We start from the raw sequence: 15,561 nt of genomic DNA, 5'->3' as shown, positions 1-15,561 counted from the left end.
TAAATCTTGCCATTCAACTCGAAAAAAACAAAAAACCACGGGGCCTTAAGCCCCGTGGTTAAACAGTTTGTTGCCGTTGATTAATGGGCGTTCGATGCGACCTGACGCCCTGCAGCACGATCCCAGATAATAGCCAGAACCAGTGCAACAACGGTAGGCATCAACCAGGCCAGGCCTTGCTCGGACAGCGGCAGACGCTGTGTCCAGGCTGGCAGTATTTGCGCAAAGGCGGATGCTTTAATCCCGTCAAGGATACCAAAAATCAGGCTGATAAACATGGCTGGCGCAATAATTCGCGACGAGTTGTTCCACCACGGGCGGGTGAAGCTCAGCACCACCAGCACGATACATGGCGGATAGATGGCCGTCAGCACCGGGATAGAGACCTGAATCAGGTGGCTCAGACCGAGGTTTGACACCGCCATGGAGAAGATGCCCAGGATAAAGACCAGCGTGCGGTAAGAGAGCGGCAGATACTGAGCAAAGAACTCAGCGCAGGCGCAGGTCAGCCCCACGGCGGTGACAAGGCACGCCAGGAAAATCAGTACCGCCAGCAGCAGGCTACCCGCACCACCAAAGGTGTGCTGTACGTAAGCATGGAGGATCGCCGCGCCGTTGGCATTTTGATCGACCAGTATGGCGCTATCTGAGCCCAGGCGGAACAGCGCCAGGTACAGCAGCGTCAGCCCCACACCGGCCATCAGGCCAGCCCAGATGGTGTAGCGAGTCAGCAGACGCGCTTCCGTTACGCCGCGGGAACGTGCGGCATTCACGATAACAATACCAAACACCATTGCGCCCAGCGTATCCATCGTCAGGTAGCCGTTCACAAAGCCGTTGGAGAACGCGGCGTTTTTATAGGCGTCCATCGCATCGCTAATCGGGCCTGCGGGCCAGACGATGGCCGCAACCGCCAGCACAATCAGCGCCACGATTTTCAGCGGAGCCAGGAAGTTACCCACGGTATCCAGCAGCTTGCCCGGATAGAGGGAAACCAGAATCACAATCGCGAAGTAGATCAGGCTGTAGATAAACAGCGGCATCGCGCCATCGCCAGTGAGCGGGGCAATCCCCACTTCGAAGGATACGGTCGCGGTACGCGGGGTCGCAAACAGCGGGCCAACGGCCAGATAACAGACGGTCGCCAGCAGAATGCCGGCCACTTTGCCAATCGGGGTGCTGAGGCTATCAACGCCACCACCGACTTTCGCCAGCGCGACGACGGTCAGTACCGGCAGACCCACAGCAGTAATCAGGAAACCAAACGCAGCGGTCCAGACGTGTTCACCCGCCTGTAAGCCAACCATTGGAGGGAAAATGATGTTGCCTGCGCCAACGAACAGCGCAAATGTCATAAAGCCCAGCGCGATGATGTCACGCGATTTTAAGTGATGGGTCATAAAACCTTACTGCCTGTGGATGTGGTGTTGAAAACATTGAGATTTTCGCTATCCCTGACGGGACGATACAGCGGAAAATTTGCTCAATTTCAGCGGGATATGCTCCCGTCCTGGCGTGGAGAAGAATAGTTTTTCGATTTACCACGCAAATACAGTCGGTATGACAGTATCTGGGGCGCAATTTAAACGCTTATAACGTTTAAAGGCAAGATGGGATCGTGAAACCAGAACAATATGCCAGCATCAAAAATCAGACCAGCACAATACGCTAATTATAAGAAAAACCCATGGCTAATCATGCGAACAAAAAACAGCCAGCCGTATAATATTCAGCCGCGTTTCGCTTGACTGCAAAGCAAACGGGCCAGCAAACGCTGGCCCGTGGAAAGGTAAACTGACACGCCTGTCGTCAGGCGATCTTTTTGGCAATTAATCGTTCCGGGATAACGAAACTGAAGCGGGTTCCCTTACCCAGCGTGCTTTGAATATCGAGACGGCTTTCATGATGATTCACCGCGTGTTTCACAATAGCCAGCCCCAGACCGCTGCCGCCGGTCTGCCGTGAGCGCGCTTTATCCACCCGGTAGAAGCGCTCGGTCAGACGCGGGATGTGTTCAGGTGCGATCCCCGGCCCGTTATCCTCTACGCTGAACTCAGCGCCCGTTGGCGTGTGCTGCCAGCGCACCACGATATCCGTCCCCGCTGGCGTATGATTCACCGCGTTATACACCAGATTAGAAATGGCGCTGCGCAGCTCATCTTCGCTGCCAAGCACCTTGAGCGTGTTGTCGACCTCGAAGGTCAGCTGATGCATTTTATGGCTTAACGTCTGCGCTTCGCGCTCCACCACCCGCAGCATCATCGGCACATCAATGGTGTCATTCAATGCCAGCGAGGGGGCGGCCTCAATTTTCGAGAGCGTCAGCAGCTGTTTCACCAGCCCTTCCATACGGTGCGTTTGTTCACGCATCGTATGCAACGCCTTCTCGCGCGGCGCGCCTTCCAGCGTTTGCTCCTGCATCATCTCCAGGTACCCCTGAAGCACCGTCAGCGGAGTGCGTAATTCGTGGCTGACGTTGGCAAAGAAGTTGCGTCGCGCCCCTTCCAGCTGGTGCATCTGGGTGACATCACGGGCAACCATCAGCCACTGCTGGTCGCTGTAAGGCATCACACGGATTTCCAGATGGCGCCCATTATTGAGCTTCAGGTTGTGGGGGCGGGTAAAATCACGCTTTTTCAGGTACAGCGTGAACTCGGGATAACGCAGAAGGTTGAGGATGTTCTGGCCATTATCGTCCGGCCAGCGCAGGCCCAGCAGCTGTTGCGCGAGGCCGTTACACCAGAAGATCGTCCCTTCTTCGGTCGTCAGAATGACAGCATCCGGCAGCGACTCAGCGCCGCTACGGAAGCGTTTGATCAGGCTTCCCAGCTCCCGACGCCGCTTTTTGTTACGCATCTGCATCTGGTGCAGACCGTACAGCAGCGGCTCCCAGCTTCCGCTTCCCGGCGGAGGCGTCATACTTCGGTCAACCCACAGCCACCACGAGAGGCGCAGCAGGTTCCAGAAATGCCAGATCAGAAGCCCGGTAACCGACGCCAGCAGAAACCACGGCAAATATCCAAGAAAGGCCCCCAGAATGAAGGCCGGAATACAGCATAAGATCAGTTCAAAGACGAGCCTTTTCCATGACAGACGTTCCAGCACGCGTCACACTCCTGTCATTGTTCAGAAACGGGTTGAAAAACGATAACCCGTGCCGCGGACCGTCTGCACCATGCGATCGTGGCCGCTCAGTTCCAGCGCTTTTCGCAGGCGGCGGATATGTACGTCAACCGTCCGGTCTTCGACATACACGTTAGTTCCCCAGACGTTATTCAGCAACTGTTCGCGGCTGTATACGCGCTCCGGGTGAGTCATAAAGAAATGCAGAAGTTTAAATTCGGTAGGCCCCATATCGAGGGGATTTTCACCGGTCATGACGCGGTGTGAGGTAGGGTCAAGGCTCAGTCCCTGCATCTCAATCACCTCTTCCACCGCCATCGGTGAAATGCGGCGCATCACGGCTTTAATGCGGGCAACCAGCTCTTTCGGTGAGAACGGTTTGGTAATGTAATCGTCCGCCCCCGTTTCCAGACCGCGTACGCGATCCTCTTCTTCACCGCGCGCCGTGAGCATCACAACCGGTATATCGCGGGTTAGCGCTTCACGTTTCAGGTGTTTGATAAACTGCAGCCCGGAGCCGCCAGGCAACATCCAGTCGAGCAGAATCAGATCGGGCCAGGGTTCATTCAGCTGGTTCACCGCGCTGTCATAATCTTCCGCCTCAACCGGCTGGAAGCCATTTTGCTCGAGCACGAAGCACACCATTTCACGAATCGGAGCTTCATCTTCTACGACCAGAATACGTCTCGCCATACTTTGCCCTGTTTTATCTTATTTAAGTTACAAGTTTGTAATGCGGCGTCATTATGCGTCAGATTTATGACAGATTTATGAAAAACAGTACCACTATAAAGGGCAAACTGTTGTTTTATTACAGCGGTTATTTTCTGTTCCCTGACAGTTTATAATCCTGCTTTCTCTTTTTCGCCACGGATCAGCAATGCGCATACTACACACCTCTGACTGGCATCTGGGTCAAAATTTTTACAGCAAAAGCCGGGCGGCTGAACACGAAGCGTTCCTGAACTGGCTGCTGGATACGGCCCGCTCTCATGAGGTGGACGCCATTATTGTGGCGGGTGACATCTTCGATACCGGCTCGCCCCCCAGCTATGCGCGCGAGTTATATAACCGTTTTGTCGTCAATCTGCAGCAAACGGGCTGTCATCTGGTGATTGTTGCCGGCAACCATGATTCCGTCGCAACGTTAAATGAATCCCGCGATATTCTGGCGTTTCTCAATACTACCGTGGTGGCCAGCGCAGGACATGCGCCGCAGATCCTGAAAAAGCGCGACGGGACGCCGGGTGCGGTACTGTGTCCGATCCCATTTTTACGCCCGCGCGATATTGTCCAAAGCCAGGCGGGGCTTTCCGGCGCAGAAAAACAGCAGCATTTGCTGCAGGCCATCACCGACTATTACCACCAGCAGCATGCCCAGGCCTGTGCCCTTCGCGGCGACCAGGCGATTCCGGTGATTGCCACCGGGCACCTCACCACCGTTGGGGCCAGCAAAAGCGACGCGGTACGTGACATTTATATTGGCACGCTGGATGCTTTCCCGGCACAAAACTTCCCGCCCGCGGATTATATTGCCCTCGGGCATATCCACCGGGCGCAGGTTATCGGCGGCTGCGAGCACATTCGCTACTGTGGCTCGCCCATCTCGCTGAGTTTTGATGAGACCGGCAAAGCCAAAAGTGTCCATCTGGTGAGCTTTAGCGACGGCAAGCTCAGCGCCGTCGACACGCTGGAAGTGCCCGTCACCCAGCCGCTGGCGGTGCTGAAAGGCGATCTGGACGCCATCAGCGCCCAGCTTGAACAGTGGCGCGGCGTGGAACAAAACCCGCCGGTCTGGCTGGATATTGAGATCGCCAGCGGCGACTACCTGCATGATGTGCAGCGTAAAATTCAGGTACTCACGGAAGACCTGCCGGTAGAGGTGCTGCTGGTGCGCCGCAGCCGCGAGCAGCGCGAGAAAATTCTGCTTGGCGCTCAGCGCGAAACGCTCAGCGAACTCAGGGTGGAAGAGGTCTTTGAACGCCGGCTCTCCCACGAGGAGATTGACGACGCGAAACGCGCACGGCTGAACGAGCTGTTTACGCACACCCTGCATGCCCTGAACGATGAGGAAGAAAACGCATGAAAATCCTCAGCCTGCGTCTGAAAAATCTCAACTCACTGAAGGGTGAGTGGAAAATCGATTTTACCGCGGAGCCGTTTGCCAGCAACGGACTGTTTGCGATTACCGGGGCTACCGGCGCAGGGAAAACGACCCTGCTCGACGCCATTTGTCTGGCGCTGTATCACGAAACGCCGCGTCTGCAGAAAGTCTCCCAGGCACAAAACGATTTGATGACGCGCGACACGGCCGAATGCCTTGCCGAAGTTGAGTTTGAAGTCAAAGGTATTGCCTATCGCGCTTTCTGGAGTCAGAACCGCGCGCGAAATCAGCCCGACGGTAATCTTCAGGCCCCACGCGTCGAGCTGGCACGCTGTGAGGACGGTAAAATTCTGGCCGACAAAGTGTCGGATAAACTGGAACAAACGGCCGCCCTCACCGGGCTGGATTATGGCCGTTTTACCCGCTCAATGCTGCTCTCTCAGGGGCAATTTGCCGCCTTCCTCAATGCCAGACCTTCCGACCGCGCCGAACTGCTGGAAGAACTGACCGGAACCGAGATCTACGGTCAGATTTCCGCCATGGTGTTTGAGAAACACAAAGCCGCGCGTAACGCCCTTGAGGTGTATGAAGCACAGGCTGCAGGCGTCGTATTGTTGAGTGAAGAGCAACAGCAGCAGTTACAGCAAAGTTTGCAGGCACTTACTGACGAAGAAAAAACGCTGCTGGCGCAACAGCAGAATCAACAGAAAGATTTTCAGTGGCTTACGCGCAATGACGAGCTTATACGTGAGCAGCAACGCGTTGCCACCTTGCAGCAACAGGCGCAACAGGCACTGACCGAGGCTGCGCCCGAGCTGGCAACGCTCCAGCTTGCTCACCCCGCCGCCCAGCTGCGACCACTGTGGGACAGCCAGCAAGAGCAAACCACCCGACTGGGGCAAACGAAGCAACGCATTGTTGAAGTAAATGCTCGCTTACAAGCAAAAACCGCGCTGCGCTCGCGTATCCGTAATACGGCCCAGCGTAGCCATGCACAACTGCAGACCGACCTTACGGCGCTGGCACAGTGGCTGGCAGAGTACGAGCGGTATCGTCAGTGGGGCCAGGAGATAGCAGGCTGGCGCGCCCATTTTGCACAGCTGAATCGCGATAAAAATCAGATCGCCACGCTTTCCACGCGCATTGCTGAATTACGCCAGAAGCTGGCAGAGATGCCGGAAAACGCCCTGACGCTCACGGCTGACGAGGTCAGCGTGGCGATGGAGCAACAGGCTCAGTCATGGACTTTCCGCCAGCGGCTGATGTCGCTTCAGGCCCGTTATCTGCCGCTGCAACAACGTCTGCGCCAGAACGGTGAAAGCCTGCAGAAAGCCCAGGCAGAGCAGGTAAAACTCAATGAAACGCTGACGCTGCGCCGCCAGCAGTACAAGGAGAAAAACCAACATTATCTGGATCTTGAAACGCTCTGCAGACAGGAAGAGAAGATTAAAAGTCTGGAGGCAGAGCGTGCGCAGCTGCAGGCGGGACAGCCCTGCCCGCTGTGCGGCTCAACCTCGCACCCGGCGGTCACTGCCTATCAGGCGCTGGAGCTGAGTGCCAACCAGCAGCGTCGCGACCAGTTAGCCAAAGAGGTCGCTGCGCTTAAAGAGGAAGGATTGTTAGTTCTCGGCCAGGTGAATGCCCTGACCCGGCAGATCCAGCGTGAGACAGACGACGCTCAGACGCTCTCTCAGGAGGAGCAAGCGCTCACTAAAGAGTGGCAATCCGTTTGCGCGTCCCTGAATATCACTCTGAATATTCAGGAAGATATTGCCCCGTGGATGAACGAACAAGAGCAGTATGAGCGTCAGCTTTACCAGCTGAGCCAGCGTCTGACGCTGCAGCAACAGCTGAATGAACAGGACGCGCAGGCGCGTCAGTATCAACAGCAACTGACGGCCACGCGCCAGGCGCTGGAAACGACCCTGCTCACGCTGTCACTCAACGTCCCGGAGGAAGGCACAGAGGCTGCCTGGCTGAACGAACGAGAAACCGAGTTCGCACAGTGGCAGGAAAAACAGACTCAGCATGGCGTCATGCAGGAGCGCATGACGGCTCTGATGCCGCTACTCGACACCCTGCCCGCCACAAACGACACAGAAACCGAACCGGCCATTCCTGATAACTGGCGCGAAACGCACGACGAATGCGTTTCTCTTCAGAGCCAGCTTGCCACATTGCAACAGCAGGAAAGCCTTGAAAGCGAACGGCTGCAGCACGCCACGACGCATTTCACCGCCGCATTGACCGCAAGCTGCTTCGCCGATCGGGAGGCCTTTCTGGCTGCACTGCTTGATGAAGAGACCATCCGCCGTCTTGAACACCGTAAGCAGACCCTGGAAAACCAGCTTCAGCAGGCAACTCCGCTGTTCGCACAGGCAAACCAGCAGCTGCGGGCTCATCAGACGCAGCGACCGGAAGGGCTGGAACTCGACGCGCCAACCCTGCAGTTGCAGCTACAGCAACTCGGGCAACAGCTTCGGGAGAACACCACTCATCAGGGTGAGATCCGCCAGCAACTTAAACAGGACAGCGATAACCGTCAGCACCAGCAGGTGCTCATGCAGCATATTGAAGAGGCCGCGCGGCTGGCCGATGACTGGAGCTATCTGAATTCGCTGATAGGTTCCAGCACCGGCGACAAGTTCCGTAAGTTTGCCCAGGGGCTCACGCTGGATAATCTGGTCTGGCTTGCCAACCAGCAGCTAAATCGCCTGCACGGGCGCTATTTGCTGCAGCGCAAGGTCAGCGATGCGCTGGAACTCGAAGTGGTGGATACCTGGCAGGCGGACGCGGTGCGCGATACCCGTACCCTCTCCGGCGGCGAAAGCTTCCTTGTTAGCCTGGCACTGGCGCTGGCGCTTTCCGATCTGGTGAGCCACAAGACACGCATCGATTCGCTGTTCCTGGATGAAGGCTTCGGCACGCTCGACAGCGAAACGCTGGATACCGCCCTGGATGCGCTCGACGCGCTGAACGCCACCGGGAAAACCATTGGCGTGATTAGCCACGTCGAGGCGATGAAAGAGCGGATCCCGGTGCAGATCAAAGTGAAGAAGATTAACGGGCTGGGGTATAGCAAGCTGGATAAGGTGTTTGCGGTGGAGTGAGGGTGCCCTGCATGAGGGCACCCTCATCCCGCCCCTCTCACGTAGGGAGAGGGAGAAGGCTATAGTGGCCAGAGCCACGCGGCGCCGCGCACGCCGCTGGAGTCCCCATGCACCGCTTTGCGGATCGGGGTTTCACACTCGCCGCCGAAGACCCACTGCTTCACCAGATTCGGCACCGTGGCATATAAACGGTCGACGTTGCTCATCCCGCCGCCGAGCACAATCACGTCAGGGTCAAGGATATTCACCACGTGCGCCAGGGATTTCGCCAGCCGCATTTCATAGCGGCTGAGAGCCAGCTCAGCCACCGGATCGTGTTCCCCGACCCGGCGCATAATCTCGTTCCCCTTGAGTGGCTGGCCACTCAGGCGGTGGTAATCGGTGGCAAAACCGGTGCCGGAGATAAACGTTTCAATACAGCCCTGCTTGCCGCAATAGCACGGCACCTCGGCGCGGTATTTAAGTTCATCTTCATCCATCCACGGCAGGGGGTTATGTCCCCACTCGCCCGCCGTACCGTTGCCGCCAATATGGGCACGCCCGCCCAGGGCCACGCCTGCGCCACAGCCGGTCCCGATAATGACCGCAAAAACGGTCTGGGCCCCTGCGGCGGCACCGTCAATGGCTTCGGAGACGGCCAGACAGTTGGCGTCATTTGCCAGACGCACTTCCCGGTTCAGGCGCTGACTTAAATCTTTATCAAAAGGCTGACCGTTGAGCCAGGTGGAGTTGGCGTTTTTAACCACCCCGGTATAGGGCGAGATTGACCCCGGGATCCCCATCCCAACGGTGCCGGTCTGCCCTGTCGCCTGCTCAGCCATGACGACCAGCCGGGCAATCGTCTCGATAGTCTGGTGATAATCATCGCGCGGCGTAGGCAGACGGTGGCGGAACAGTTGCTCCCCCTGCTCGCTCAGTGCGATGACTTCTGTTTTAGTGCCGCCCAAATCAATCCCAATACGCACAAGACACTCCTCATTATTTTGATTATCAACAGAGTAGAAGCCCGCTTCCCGATTAGCAATGCAAGCGATGCGACAATTCGTTATCATGCCCGCTGATTTAACGACAAGGCCGTGGAAATTATCATGCTGTGGTTCAAAAATTTGATGGTTTACCGTCTCAGCCGCGACGTTTCGCTGCGTGCAGAAGAGATGGAAAAACAGTTAGCCGCTTATAGCTTTTCCCCTTGCGGTAGCCAGGATATGGCAAAAACCGGTTGGGTTCCTCCAATGGGTTCACAAAGCGATGCATTGACCCACGCCAGCAGCACGGGTCAAATCATCGTCTGCGCCCGCAAAGAAGAAAAAATTCTGCCCACGCCGGTGGTCAAGCAGGCGCTCGAAGCGAAAATTTTCAAGCTTGAAGCCGAACAGGGTCGCAAGCTGAAAAAAACCGAAAAAGATTCGCTGAAAGACGAAGTTCTTCACTCTCTGCTGCCGCGCGCCTTTAGCCGTTTCAGCCAGACAATGATGTGGATCGATACCGTTAACGGGCTGATCATGGTGGACTGCGCCAGCGCCAAAAAAGCGGAAGATACGCTGGCCCTGCTGCGCAAAAGCATCGGATCGTTACCGGTCGTTCCGCTGGCGCTGGAAACGCCGATTGAACTGACCCTGACCGAATGGGTGCGCAGCGGTACAGCGGCCCAGGGCTTCCAGATCCTTGATGAAGCTGAGCTCAAAGCCCTGCTCGAAGATGGCGGCGTGATCCGCGCGAAAAAGCAGGACCTGGTGAGCGACGAGATCGCCGTTCACATTGAAGCGGGCAAAGTGGTGACCAAACTGGCACTCGACTGGCAGCAGCGTATTCAGTTTGTGATGTGCGATGACGGCTCGGTGAAGCGTCTGAAATTCTGCGATGAGCTGCGCGATCAGAACGAAGATATCGATCGTGAAGATTACGCCCAGCGCTTTGACGCGGACTTTATCCTGATGACCGGAGAGCTGGCAGCGTTAATTCAGAATCTGGTAGAAGGCCTCGGCGGCGAAGCGCAGCGGTAATGCCTGCAGTGACCCTCTCCCGACAGGGAGAGGGTATAAAACGTTTTATTTCAGGTAGCGGCACAGATAAGAGGTCGGTTCAGCAACCTGCAGATGGAATTCGCTGTGGCCAGGGACGTTGAACGCTTGTCCGGCAGAGTAAACTTTCCATTCTGTTTCCCCCGGCAGTAAGACGTTGAGCGCACCGCTGATCACCGTCATCTCTTCAGCTTCGGCTGTACCAAAGGTGTATTCCCCTTCAGCCATAACGCCGACACTGGCGCGGCCAGTGCTGCTGCTGGTAAAACCAATGGATTTCACTTTACCGGAAAAGTATTCGTTACTTTGAAGCATGAACTGGCCCTTATATTTTTAGATAAAAATTCACTATAGGGGCCATGATCATCACCTGTCACGCAAAATCATTAGATCAACAGCTCTGCGGCCAGCCGGGCCATCAGAACATTGGACAACAGCACCGGGACATCCAGCGCCTTTTGCAGTAAGTCACGGTGGTGCTGGTGGAATCCAAGGCAGTCCAGAATCAACACATCGGCCCCTCTCTCCAACAGTTCCCGTCCTGCCTCAATCAGCGCAGCCTCGCTGTCCCAGAAGGGATTGGCCAGCGCATACAAAGGCATTTTTTCGAGTACGTGCCATTTTGCCGTCTGGTTGTCCATGAGCTCTTCAATGGGAACAATGACCCCCACCTGATGCCCGTCAACAATGGAGGCCACCAGCGGCGGAATGATCCGCATCGGCTCCAGCAAAATCGCATTACGCGCGATGAGTCCCTTAACAGGTGCAGTACTCATCAGTAAAATAACGTCATAGCCTTGATTATCGAGCACTTCTATTACGCTCTGCAGCGAGCGCTCGATTTTCTGACGCGAAACATGCGCCAGTTTACCGTCACTTAATAACGTCGCCAGGGGATCCTCCCCCGCCTCTACAGCGTAGTCTTCCATGACCTCTTCCCGACTCATCTTCCCCAGCAGGCTTAGATGCGTTATCTGTTGTTCAGATACATGCTCGGTTAAGAGCGGTAACACTTCGCTTACAGGGACCACACCAATAGTGAGGATCGCCAACGTCGCCTTCATCTTCATCGCCTTCCATTACCGCTAAATCTTTCACACAGGTACAGGCTCACTACGCTGCACAGTTCGTTTTTTCAACAAAACAGCACCAAGCGTAGCAGGTGATCTCCATCGCGAAATGTAAAGATCGCCTGCCCGTTACGGAGTTACCTGTAATAACTAAATATTAACTCCTGCTTAACATTTGCGATGAGTAAAAAGTGTGATTCAGGCACGGTATTTAGCCCTTTAGGAATTCATTCACGACTTATCAGGATCTTCGTAGCGCCGTTTGGCATCCAGCGCTTCCTGTTCAGTTTCATGTTCACTGATCAGAGAGTCTGGTTTAGGGTGATCGGCACGCAGCTGATACCAGGTGACGGTTTGATCGCCATTGCCTTTTTCAACGGTAACGATGCGTGCTTCACGTGGATAGGGAGGTCTGGTTGGCATAGCTCATCCTTTTTTTATGTCTGAGCTATAAGTATAGACGCCGCTTAGCTGGCACAAGCCAAACGCAGGGCGGTAATAATCTGAATTACCACGTCCTCGGGTGAAGCGGAAGCATCCACAACGTGGTGTGCCGCTTCGCGGTATAACGCATCGCGTTCGGCCAGCACTTCGCTCACCTCTTCGCTGAGCGGCCGGGAGGTCAGCGCAGGACGTTGCCCCTCTTCCGGAAATGCTTCCAGCCGCCCTACCAGGGCCGAAACGGGTGCGCTGAGGTAGATGACAATCCCTTTTTCACGCATAAAGCGACGGTTACACTCGGCGAGAACAATGCCGCCACCGGTTGCGATAACAGCAGACGGCGTGGTGACCGCCTTCAGCGCGGCCGTTTCAAGAGCGCGAAAACTCTCCCACCCCTCTTGCTCAACGATTTCCGCGATGCTTTTCCCGGCTTCGGTTTGCAGCCAGTGGTCGGTATCAACAAACTGACGATCGCACGCGCGTGCCAGTTCCAGGCCAACGGTGGTTTTCCCACAGCCGCGGGGGCCAACTAAAAAGATGGGTTGGGTCATAACCAGGTGTTCCCCTTGATGCCGGATGGCCGAAGAGCGTAAAGAAATAATTGCAGAAGATGTTGCGTTTACTTTACTGCAAAGCGGTACGGGATGACAACCCTGCGGAGGCCATACTGTACCACAAAGTGACAATGGTTATCATTACGCAGTGCGACGCTTGACTTCGAGCAGCCACTTATCAAGCTCTGCGGCGAACTGCTGGCGATCGCGCTGGGACAGGCTGTCTGGCCCGCCGGTCTGCACGCCGCTGGCGCGTAGCGTATCCATAAAATCACGCATGGTGAGTCTTTCACGAATGGTCGCCGGCGAATAACGCTCCCCTCTCGGGTTCAGCGCCGCCGCTCCCTTTTCAATTACTTCCGCGGCCAGCGGGATATCCGCCGTGATCACCAGATCCTCGGGACTACACAGACGCACAATCTCGTTATCCGCCACGTCAAAGCCAGCCGGAACCCGCAACGCGCGAATAAATCGGGAAGGTGGTACGCGAATATTCTGGTTCGCCACCAGCGTAAGCGGCATCTGCACGCGCTCGGCCGCGCGGAATAAAATTTCTTTAATCACATTCGGACACGCGTCCGCATCAACCCAAATCGCCATATTGTCTCCCCATAATGATTCTGCCGACTATTGTCGCCTGCATTTCGTTGTTAAGCTATCAATCAGAGAAAACAACGCATAATGACGGAGAATCGTGATGGATAAGAAAATCGGGTTTATCGGCTGCGGTAACATGGGCAAAGCCATCCTGGGTGGCCTGATCGCCAGCGGACAGGTGCTGCCGGGTCAGATTTGGGTCTACACCCCATCACCGGACAACGTCGCCGCGTTACGCGATCGGTACGGGATCAACGCAGCCGAAAGCGCCCAGGAAGTGGCTCAGGTAGCCGATATTGTCTTTGGCGCCGTCAAGCCGAACATCATGATCAAAGTGCTGAGCGACATCACCACCAGCCTGAACAAAGAGACGCTGGTCGTATCGATTGCCGCGGGCGTCACGCTCGATCAGCTGGCGCGCGCGCTGGGTCATGACCGTAAAATCGTACGTGCTATGCCGAATACCCCGTCACTGGTCAACGCCGGCATGACCTCCGTCACACCTAACGCGCTGGTGACGTCGGAAGACGTGGCGGATGTCCTGAACATCTTCCGCTGCTTCGGTGAAGCGGAAGTCATTGCCGAATCCATGATCCATCCGGTAGTGGGAGTGAGCGGTTCAGCGCCTGCGTATGTCTTTATGTTTTTAGAAGCGATGGCCGACGCCGCGGTGCTTGGCGGTATGCCACGAGCGCAGGCGTATAAATTCGCTGCACAGGCCGTGATGGGCTCTGCCAAAATGGTGCTGGAGACCGGTAAGCATCCGGGTGAACTGAAAGATATGGTCTGCTCGCCTGGCGGAACCACTATCGAGGCGGTGCGGGTGCTGGAAGAGCGCGGCTTCCGTTCGGCCGTTATTGAAGCGATGACAAAATGCATGGAAAAATCAGAGAAACTGAGTAAATCCTGATTATCTGATCCGGACGTCAGGCGGCCACCTCGGTGCGGCCGCGTCCGGCATTTTTCGCTTTATACAGCGCCACATCGGCCGCTTTTAACCACTCCCGATAGTGCCCGAACTGCGGTCCCCAGGGCGCGACACCGACGCTAATACGCAGAGATTCCTTGGGCGCACACGGTAACGACAGCGTTTCCAGCCGCTCATGTACGCGTGACATCACGGCGATGGCACTGTCTGCCGCCGTCCGGGACATGATCACCGCAAACTCATCCCCGCCAAAACGGCCTATCGCATCCCCGGAACGCACCGTTAGCTGCAGTTGCCGCGTCAGGGCAATGATCGCTTCATCACCCACATCGTGGCCCCAGGTGTCATTGATATTCTTAAAATGATCGATATCGATAAGCAAAATCGTGGCGGTGCAGTGGTTGCGGCGACAGTGTTCAAATTCATTTCTCAGCAGCACTTCCCAGTGCCGGCGATTAAAGACGCCGGTCATGCCGTCGCGAGTACTCATCAGCTCCAGCCGCCGTTTATGCTCTGCAAGCCTGATGGCAGTACGATGGCTGAGCCAGGCAAAAAGCATCGGATATAACACCAGCACGGGAAGCGTTAAGCCCCATGCCAGAGGCTCCGGGTTAAAGACAGCCACCCGGCCCACGACGGGGAGCGTCACCAGGGAAGACAGAAGGGTTAACATGATGCCGGTAAAAAACAGCCGACAGCCGCCGGCCCCCATCATGTTCATTCCCACCATCATCAGCAGCGCTGCCGTAGGTAGCGCATTGATCCCCATCATGCCGATCCAAAGCCCGGCAATAATGGCATCAATCTTCAGATTAAAACGTTCCTGCTGATGAGGAGAAGCAGAGCGGCAGGACCACTGCCAGGCGAAATGGGGCCAGATAAATGCCCACCCCACCAGGAACAACCACCAGACGCCGGATACAGAAAAGGTGACCAGCACGCCAGAGAGGGTGAAGAACATCGCTGCCAGTCCGACAACACGCGCCAGCCGGGCTCGCCGGGCAAACGGGATCCCGGTACGGTGTGGGTCATCCTGAGAAAGGGTCATATTCCACTCTTCCCGAATGCGCTTTATATTGTAATAAGATTCATCATTCATCATTTTTGGGAATATTCTGAAATATTTCCCAAATTATAGAGAGGGGGCTTACGGGGAAAGTATGAAATTTCGGGTGAGCCGCCGGGGCCACTCACCCGATAGGACTACACGTTTTTTTTCAGACAGGCACTCATGAACTTGCTGCGATCGTCGCCTTTCAGGGACTGTTCGGTCGCTTTCGCATTACACTCGCGCATTTTTTGCTGCTGCGGCGTCAGGCTTTTCTCACCCGGTTTCGCGGCACCGTTTTTGAGGCAACCGCTCATGTAGGTCTTACGGGCATCGCCCTTCAGGCTCTGTGCGGTCGCCTGTTGATTACAGGTGGTCATGCGTTGCTGCTGCGGCGTTAATGTTTTCTCTTCCGCGTTCGCCGATGAGATCAGGAACAGACCCGAGAGCAGAGTAACCAGTAATGTTGTTTTCATTGCACCATCCTTTTGTGAACATTCACTGTAAGTCTGGTTCGTGACAGGAAAAAAACCACCCGGCAGATGTGATTTCCGCCGGGCTTTTA

At 55.8% G+C, this 15,561-nt stretch carries 15 protein-coding genes; 4 read left to right on the top strand and 11 right to left on the bottom strand.

Annotated features, from left to right (window positions below; translation table 11 throughout):
• Window positions 1-80: 80 nt before the first annotated feature.
• The 3 genes from brnQ to phoB all read right to left on the bottom strand — a co-directional run bounded on the left by brnQ (window position 81) and on the right by phoB (window position 3,816).
• Entirely contained in the window at window positions 81-1,400 is a 1,320-nt protein-coding gene (gene brnQ / locus AAIR21_RS09720) for a branched-chain amino acid transporter carrier protein BrnQ (protein ID WP_014168834.1), read from the bottom strand.
• A gap of 409 nt (window positions 1,401-1,809) precedes the next feature.
• On the bottom strand, window positions 1,810-3,105 hold the full coding sequence (gene phoR, locus AAIR21_RS09715) for a phosphate regulon sensor histidine kinase PhoR (protein WP_014168833.1): 1,296 nt from the start codon (window positions 3,103-3,105) through the stop codon (window positions 1,810-1,812).
• Window positions 3,106-3,126: 21 nt separating this feature from the next.
• Window positions 3,127-3,816, bottom strand: coding sequence for a phosphate response regulator transcription factor PhoB (gene phoB / locus AAIR21_RS09710; protein ID WP_008503265.1), 690 nt, complete (start codon window positions 3,814-3,816; stop codon window positions 3,127-3,129).
• Between the two features lie 187 nt (window positions 3,817-4,003).
• Between phoB and sbcD the strand changes: the two genes are divergently transcribed.
• Complete coding sequence (sbcD, locus tag AAIR21_RS09705; protein ID WP_183516610.1) at window positions 4,004-5,209, top strand: exonuclease subunit SbcD; 1,206 nt, start codon at window positions 4,004-4,006, stop codon at window positions 5,207-5,209.
• Window positions 5,206-8,337 (top strand): exonuclease subunit SbcC, encoded by a 3,132-nt coding sequence (gene sbcC / locus AAIR21_RS09700; protein ID WP_183516611.1) that lies wholly within the window; start codon window positions 5,206-5,208, stop codon window positions 8,335-8,337. Before sbcD ends, sbcC begins: the two co-directional genes overlap by 4 nt.
• 59 nt (window positions 8,338-8,396) lie before the next feature.
• Here the strand turns inward: sbcC and mak are convergent, their stop codons facing one another.
• Window positions 8,397-9,302, bottom strand: coding sequence for a fructokinase (mak, locus tag AAIR21_RS09695; RefSeq protein ID WP_183516612.1), 906 nt, complete (start codon window positions 9,300-9,302; stop codon window positions 8,397-8,399).
• Window positions 9,303-9,425: 123 nt separating this feature from the next.
• Between mak and rdgC the strand changes: the two genes are divergently transcribed.
• Complete coding sequence (gene rdgC, locus AAIR21_RS09690; protein WP_014882739.1) at window positions 9,426-10,340, top strand: recombination-associated protein RdgC; 915 nt, start codon at window positions 9,426-9,428, stop codon at window positions 10,338-10,340.
• A 45-nt stretch (window positions 10,341-10,385) separates the two neighbouring features.
• On the opposite strand, the gene ppnP is transcribed toward rdgC, so the two are convergent.
• The 5 genes from ppnP to AAIR21_RS09665 all read right to left on the bottom strand — a co-directional run bounded on the left by ppnP (window position 10,386) and on the right by AAIR21_RS09665 (window position 13,023).
• Window positions 10,386-10,673, bottom strand: coding sequence for a pyrimidine/purine nucleoside phosphorylase (ppnP, locus tag AAIR21_RS09685; protein WP_014168827.1), 288 nt, complete (start codon window positions 10,671-10,673; stop codon window positions 10,386-10,388).
• A 71-nt stretch (window positions 10,674-10,744) separates the two neighbouring features.
• The gene (locus AAIR21_RS09680) at window positions 10,745-11,422 is read right to left on the bottom strand and encodes an AroM family protein (RefSeq protein WP_025204994.1); all 678 of its coding nucleotides are present in this window, start codon (window positions 11,420-11,422) and stop codon (window positions 10,745-10,747) included.
• A 237-nt stretch (window positions 11,423-11,659) separates the two neighbouring features.
• Window positions 11,660-11,851, bottom strand: coding sequence for a protein YaiA (gene yaiA, locus AAIR21_RS09675; RefSeq protein ID WP_013095817.1), 192 nt, complete (start codon window positions 11,849-11,851; stop codon window positions 11,660-11,662).
• A gap of 44 nt (window positions 11,852-11,895) precedes the next feature.
• Window positions 11,896-12,420 carry a shikimate kinase AroL gene (gene aroL, locus AAIR21_RS09670; RefSeq protein ID WP_059306748.1) on the bottom strand — a complete coding sequence of 175 codons (525 nt, stop codon included), beginning with the start codon at window positions 12,418-12,420 and terminating at the stop codon, window positions 11,896-11,898.
• A gap of 144 nt (window positions 12,421-12,564) precedes the next feature.
• Complete coding sequence (locus AAIR21_RS09665) at window positions 12,565-13,023, bottom strand: YaiI/YqxD family protein (RefSeq protein WP_014168823.1); 459 nt, start codon at window positions 13,021-13,023, stop codon at window positions 12,565-12,567.
• A gap of 97 nt (window positions 13,024-13,120) precedes the next feature.
• On the opposite strand from AAIR21_RS09665, the gene proC reads away from it, so the two are divergent.
• A complete protein-coding gene (gene proC / locus AAIR21_RS09660; RefSeq protein ID WP_020885239.1) occupies window positions 13,121-13,930 on the top strand; it encodes a pyrroline-5-carboxylate reductase in 810 nt (269 codons plus the stop codon).
• Between the two features lie 16 nt (window positions 13,931-13,946).
• Here the strand turns inward: proC and adrA are convergent, their stop codons facing one another.
• Entirely contained in the window at window positions 13,947-15,050 is a 1,104-nt protein-coding gene (gene adrA, locus AAIR21_RS09655) for a diguanylate cyclase AdrA (RefSeq protein ID WP_183516613.1), read from the bottom strand.
• Window positions 15,051-15,151: 101 nt separating this feature from the next.
• Window positions 15,152-15,472 carry a phosphate starvation-inducible protein PsiF gene (gene psiF / locus AAIR21_RS09650; protein ID WP_014168820.1) on the bottom strand — a complete coding sequence of 107 codons (321 nt, stop codon included), beginning with the start codon at window positions 15,470-15,472 and terminating at the stop codon, window positions 15,152-15,154.
• Window positions 15,473-15,561 lie beyond the last annotated feature (89 nt).

Source organism: Enterobacter sp. PTB (assembly GCF_051130085.1).
GTDB lineage: Bacteria > Pseudomonadota > Gammaproteobacteria > Enterobacterales > Enterobacteriaceae > Enterobacter > Enterobacter ludwigii.
Note: the sequence above shows the minus strand (reverse complement) of the source record. Positions and strands in the feature narration are given on the sequence as shown.

Bases quoted from the DNA above. Each gene is read 5' to 3' on its own strand.
- brnQ (WP_014168834.1), bottom strand. From the start codon at position 1,400: ATGACCCATCACTTAAAATCGCGTGACATCATCGCGCTGGGCTTTATG.
- phoB (WP_008503265.1), bottom strand. From the start codon at position 3,816: ATGGCGAGACGTATTCTGGTCGTAGAAGATGAAGCTCCGATTCGTGAA.
- sbcD (WP_183516610.1), top strand. From the start codon at position 4,004: ATGCGCATACTACACACCTCTGACTGGCATCTGGGTCAAAATTTTTAC.
- sbcC (WP_183516611.1), top strand. From the start codon at position 5,206: ATGAAAATCCTCAGCCTGCGTCTGAAAAATCTCAACTCACTGAAGGGT.
- rdgC (WP_014882739.1), top strand. From the start codon at position 9,426: ATGCTGTGGTTCAAAAATTTGATGGTTTACCGTCTCAGCCGCGACGTT.
- ppnP (WP_014168827.1), bottom strand. From the start codon at position 10,673: ATGCTTCAAAGTAACGAATACTTTTCCGGTAAAGTGAAATCCATTGGT.
- AAIR21_RS09680 (WP_025204994.1), bottom strand. From the start codon at position 11,422: ATGAAGGCGACGTTGGCGATCCTCACTATTGGTGTGGTCCCTGTAAGC.
- yaiA (WP_013095817.1), bottom strand. From the start codon at position 11,851: ATGCCAACCAGACCTCCCTATCCACGTGAAGCACGCATCGTTACCGTT.
- aroL (WP_059306748.1), bottom strand. From the start codon at position 12,420: ATGACCCAACCCATCTTTTTAGTTGGCCCCCGCGGCTGTGGGAAAACC.
- AAIR21_RS09665 (WP_014168823.1), bottom strand. From the start codon at position 13,023: ATGGCGATTTGGGTTGATGCGGACGCGTGTCCGAATGTGATTAAAGAA.
- proC (WP_020885239.1), top strand. From the start codon at position 13,121: ATGGATAAGAAAATCGGGTTTATCGGCTGCGGTAACATGGGCAAAGCC.
- adrA (WP_183516613.1), bottom strand. From the start codon at position 15,050: ATGATGAATGATGAATCTTATTACAATATAAAGCGCATTCGGGAAGAG.
- psiF (WP_014168820.1), bottom strand. From the start codon at position 15,472: ATGAAAACAACATTACTGGTTACTCTGCTCTCGGGTCTGTTCCTGATC.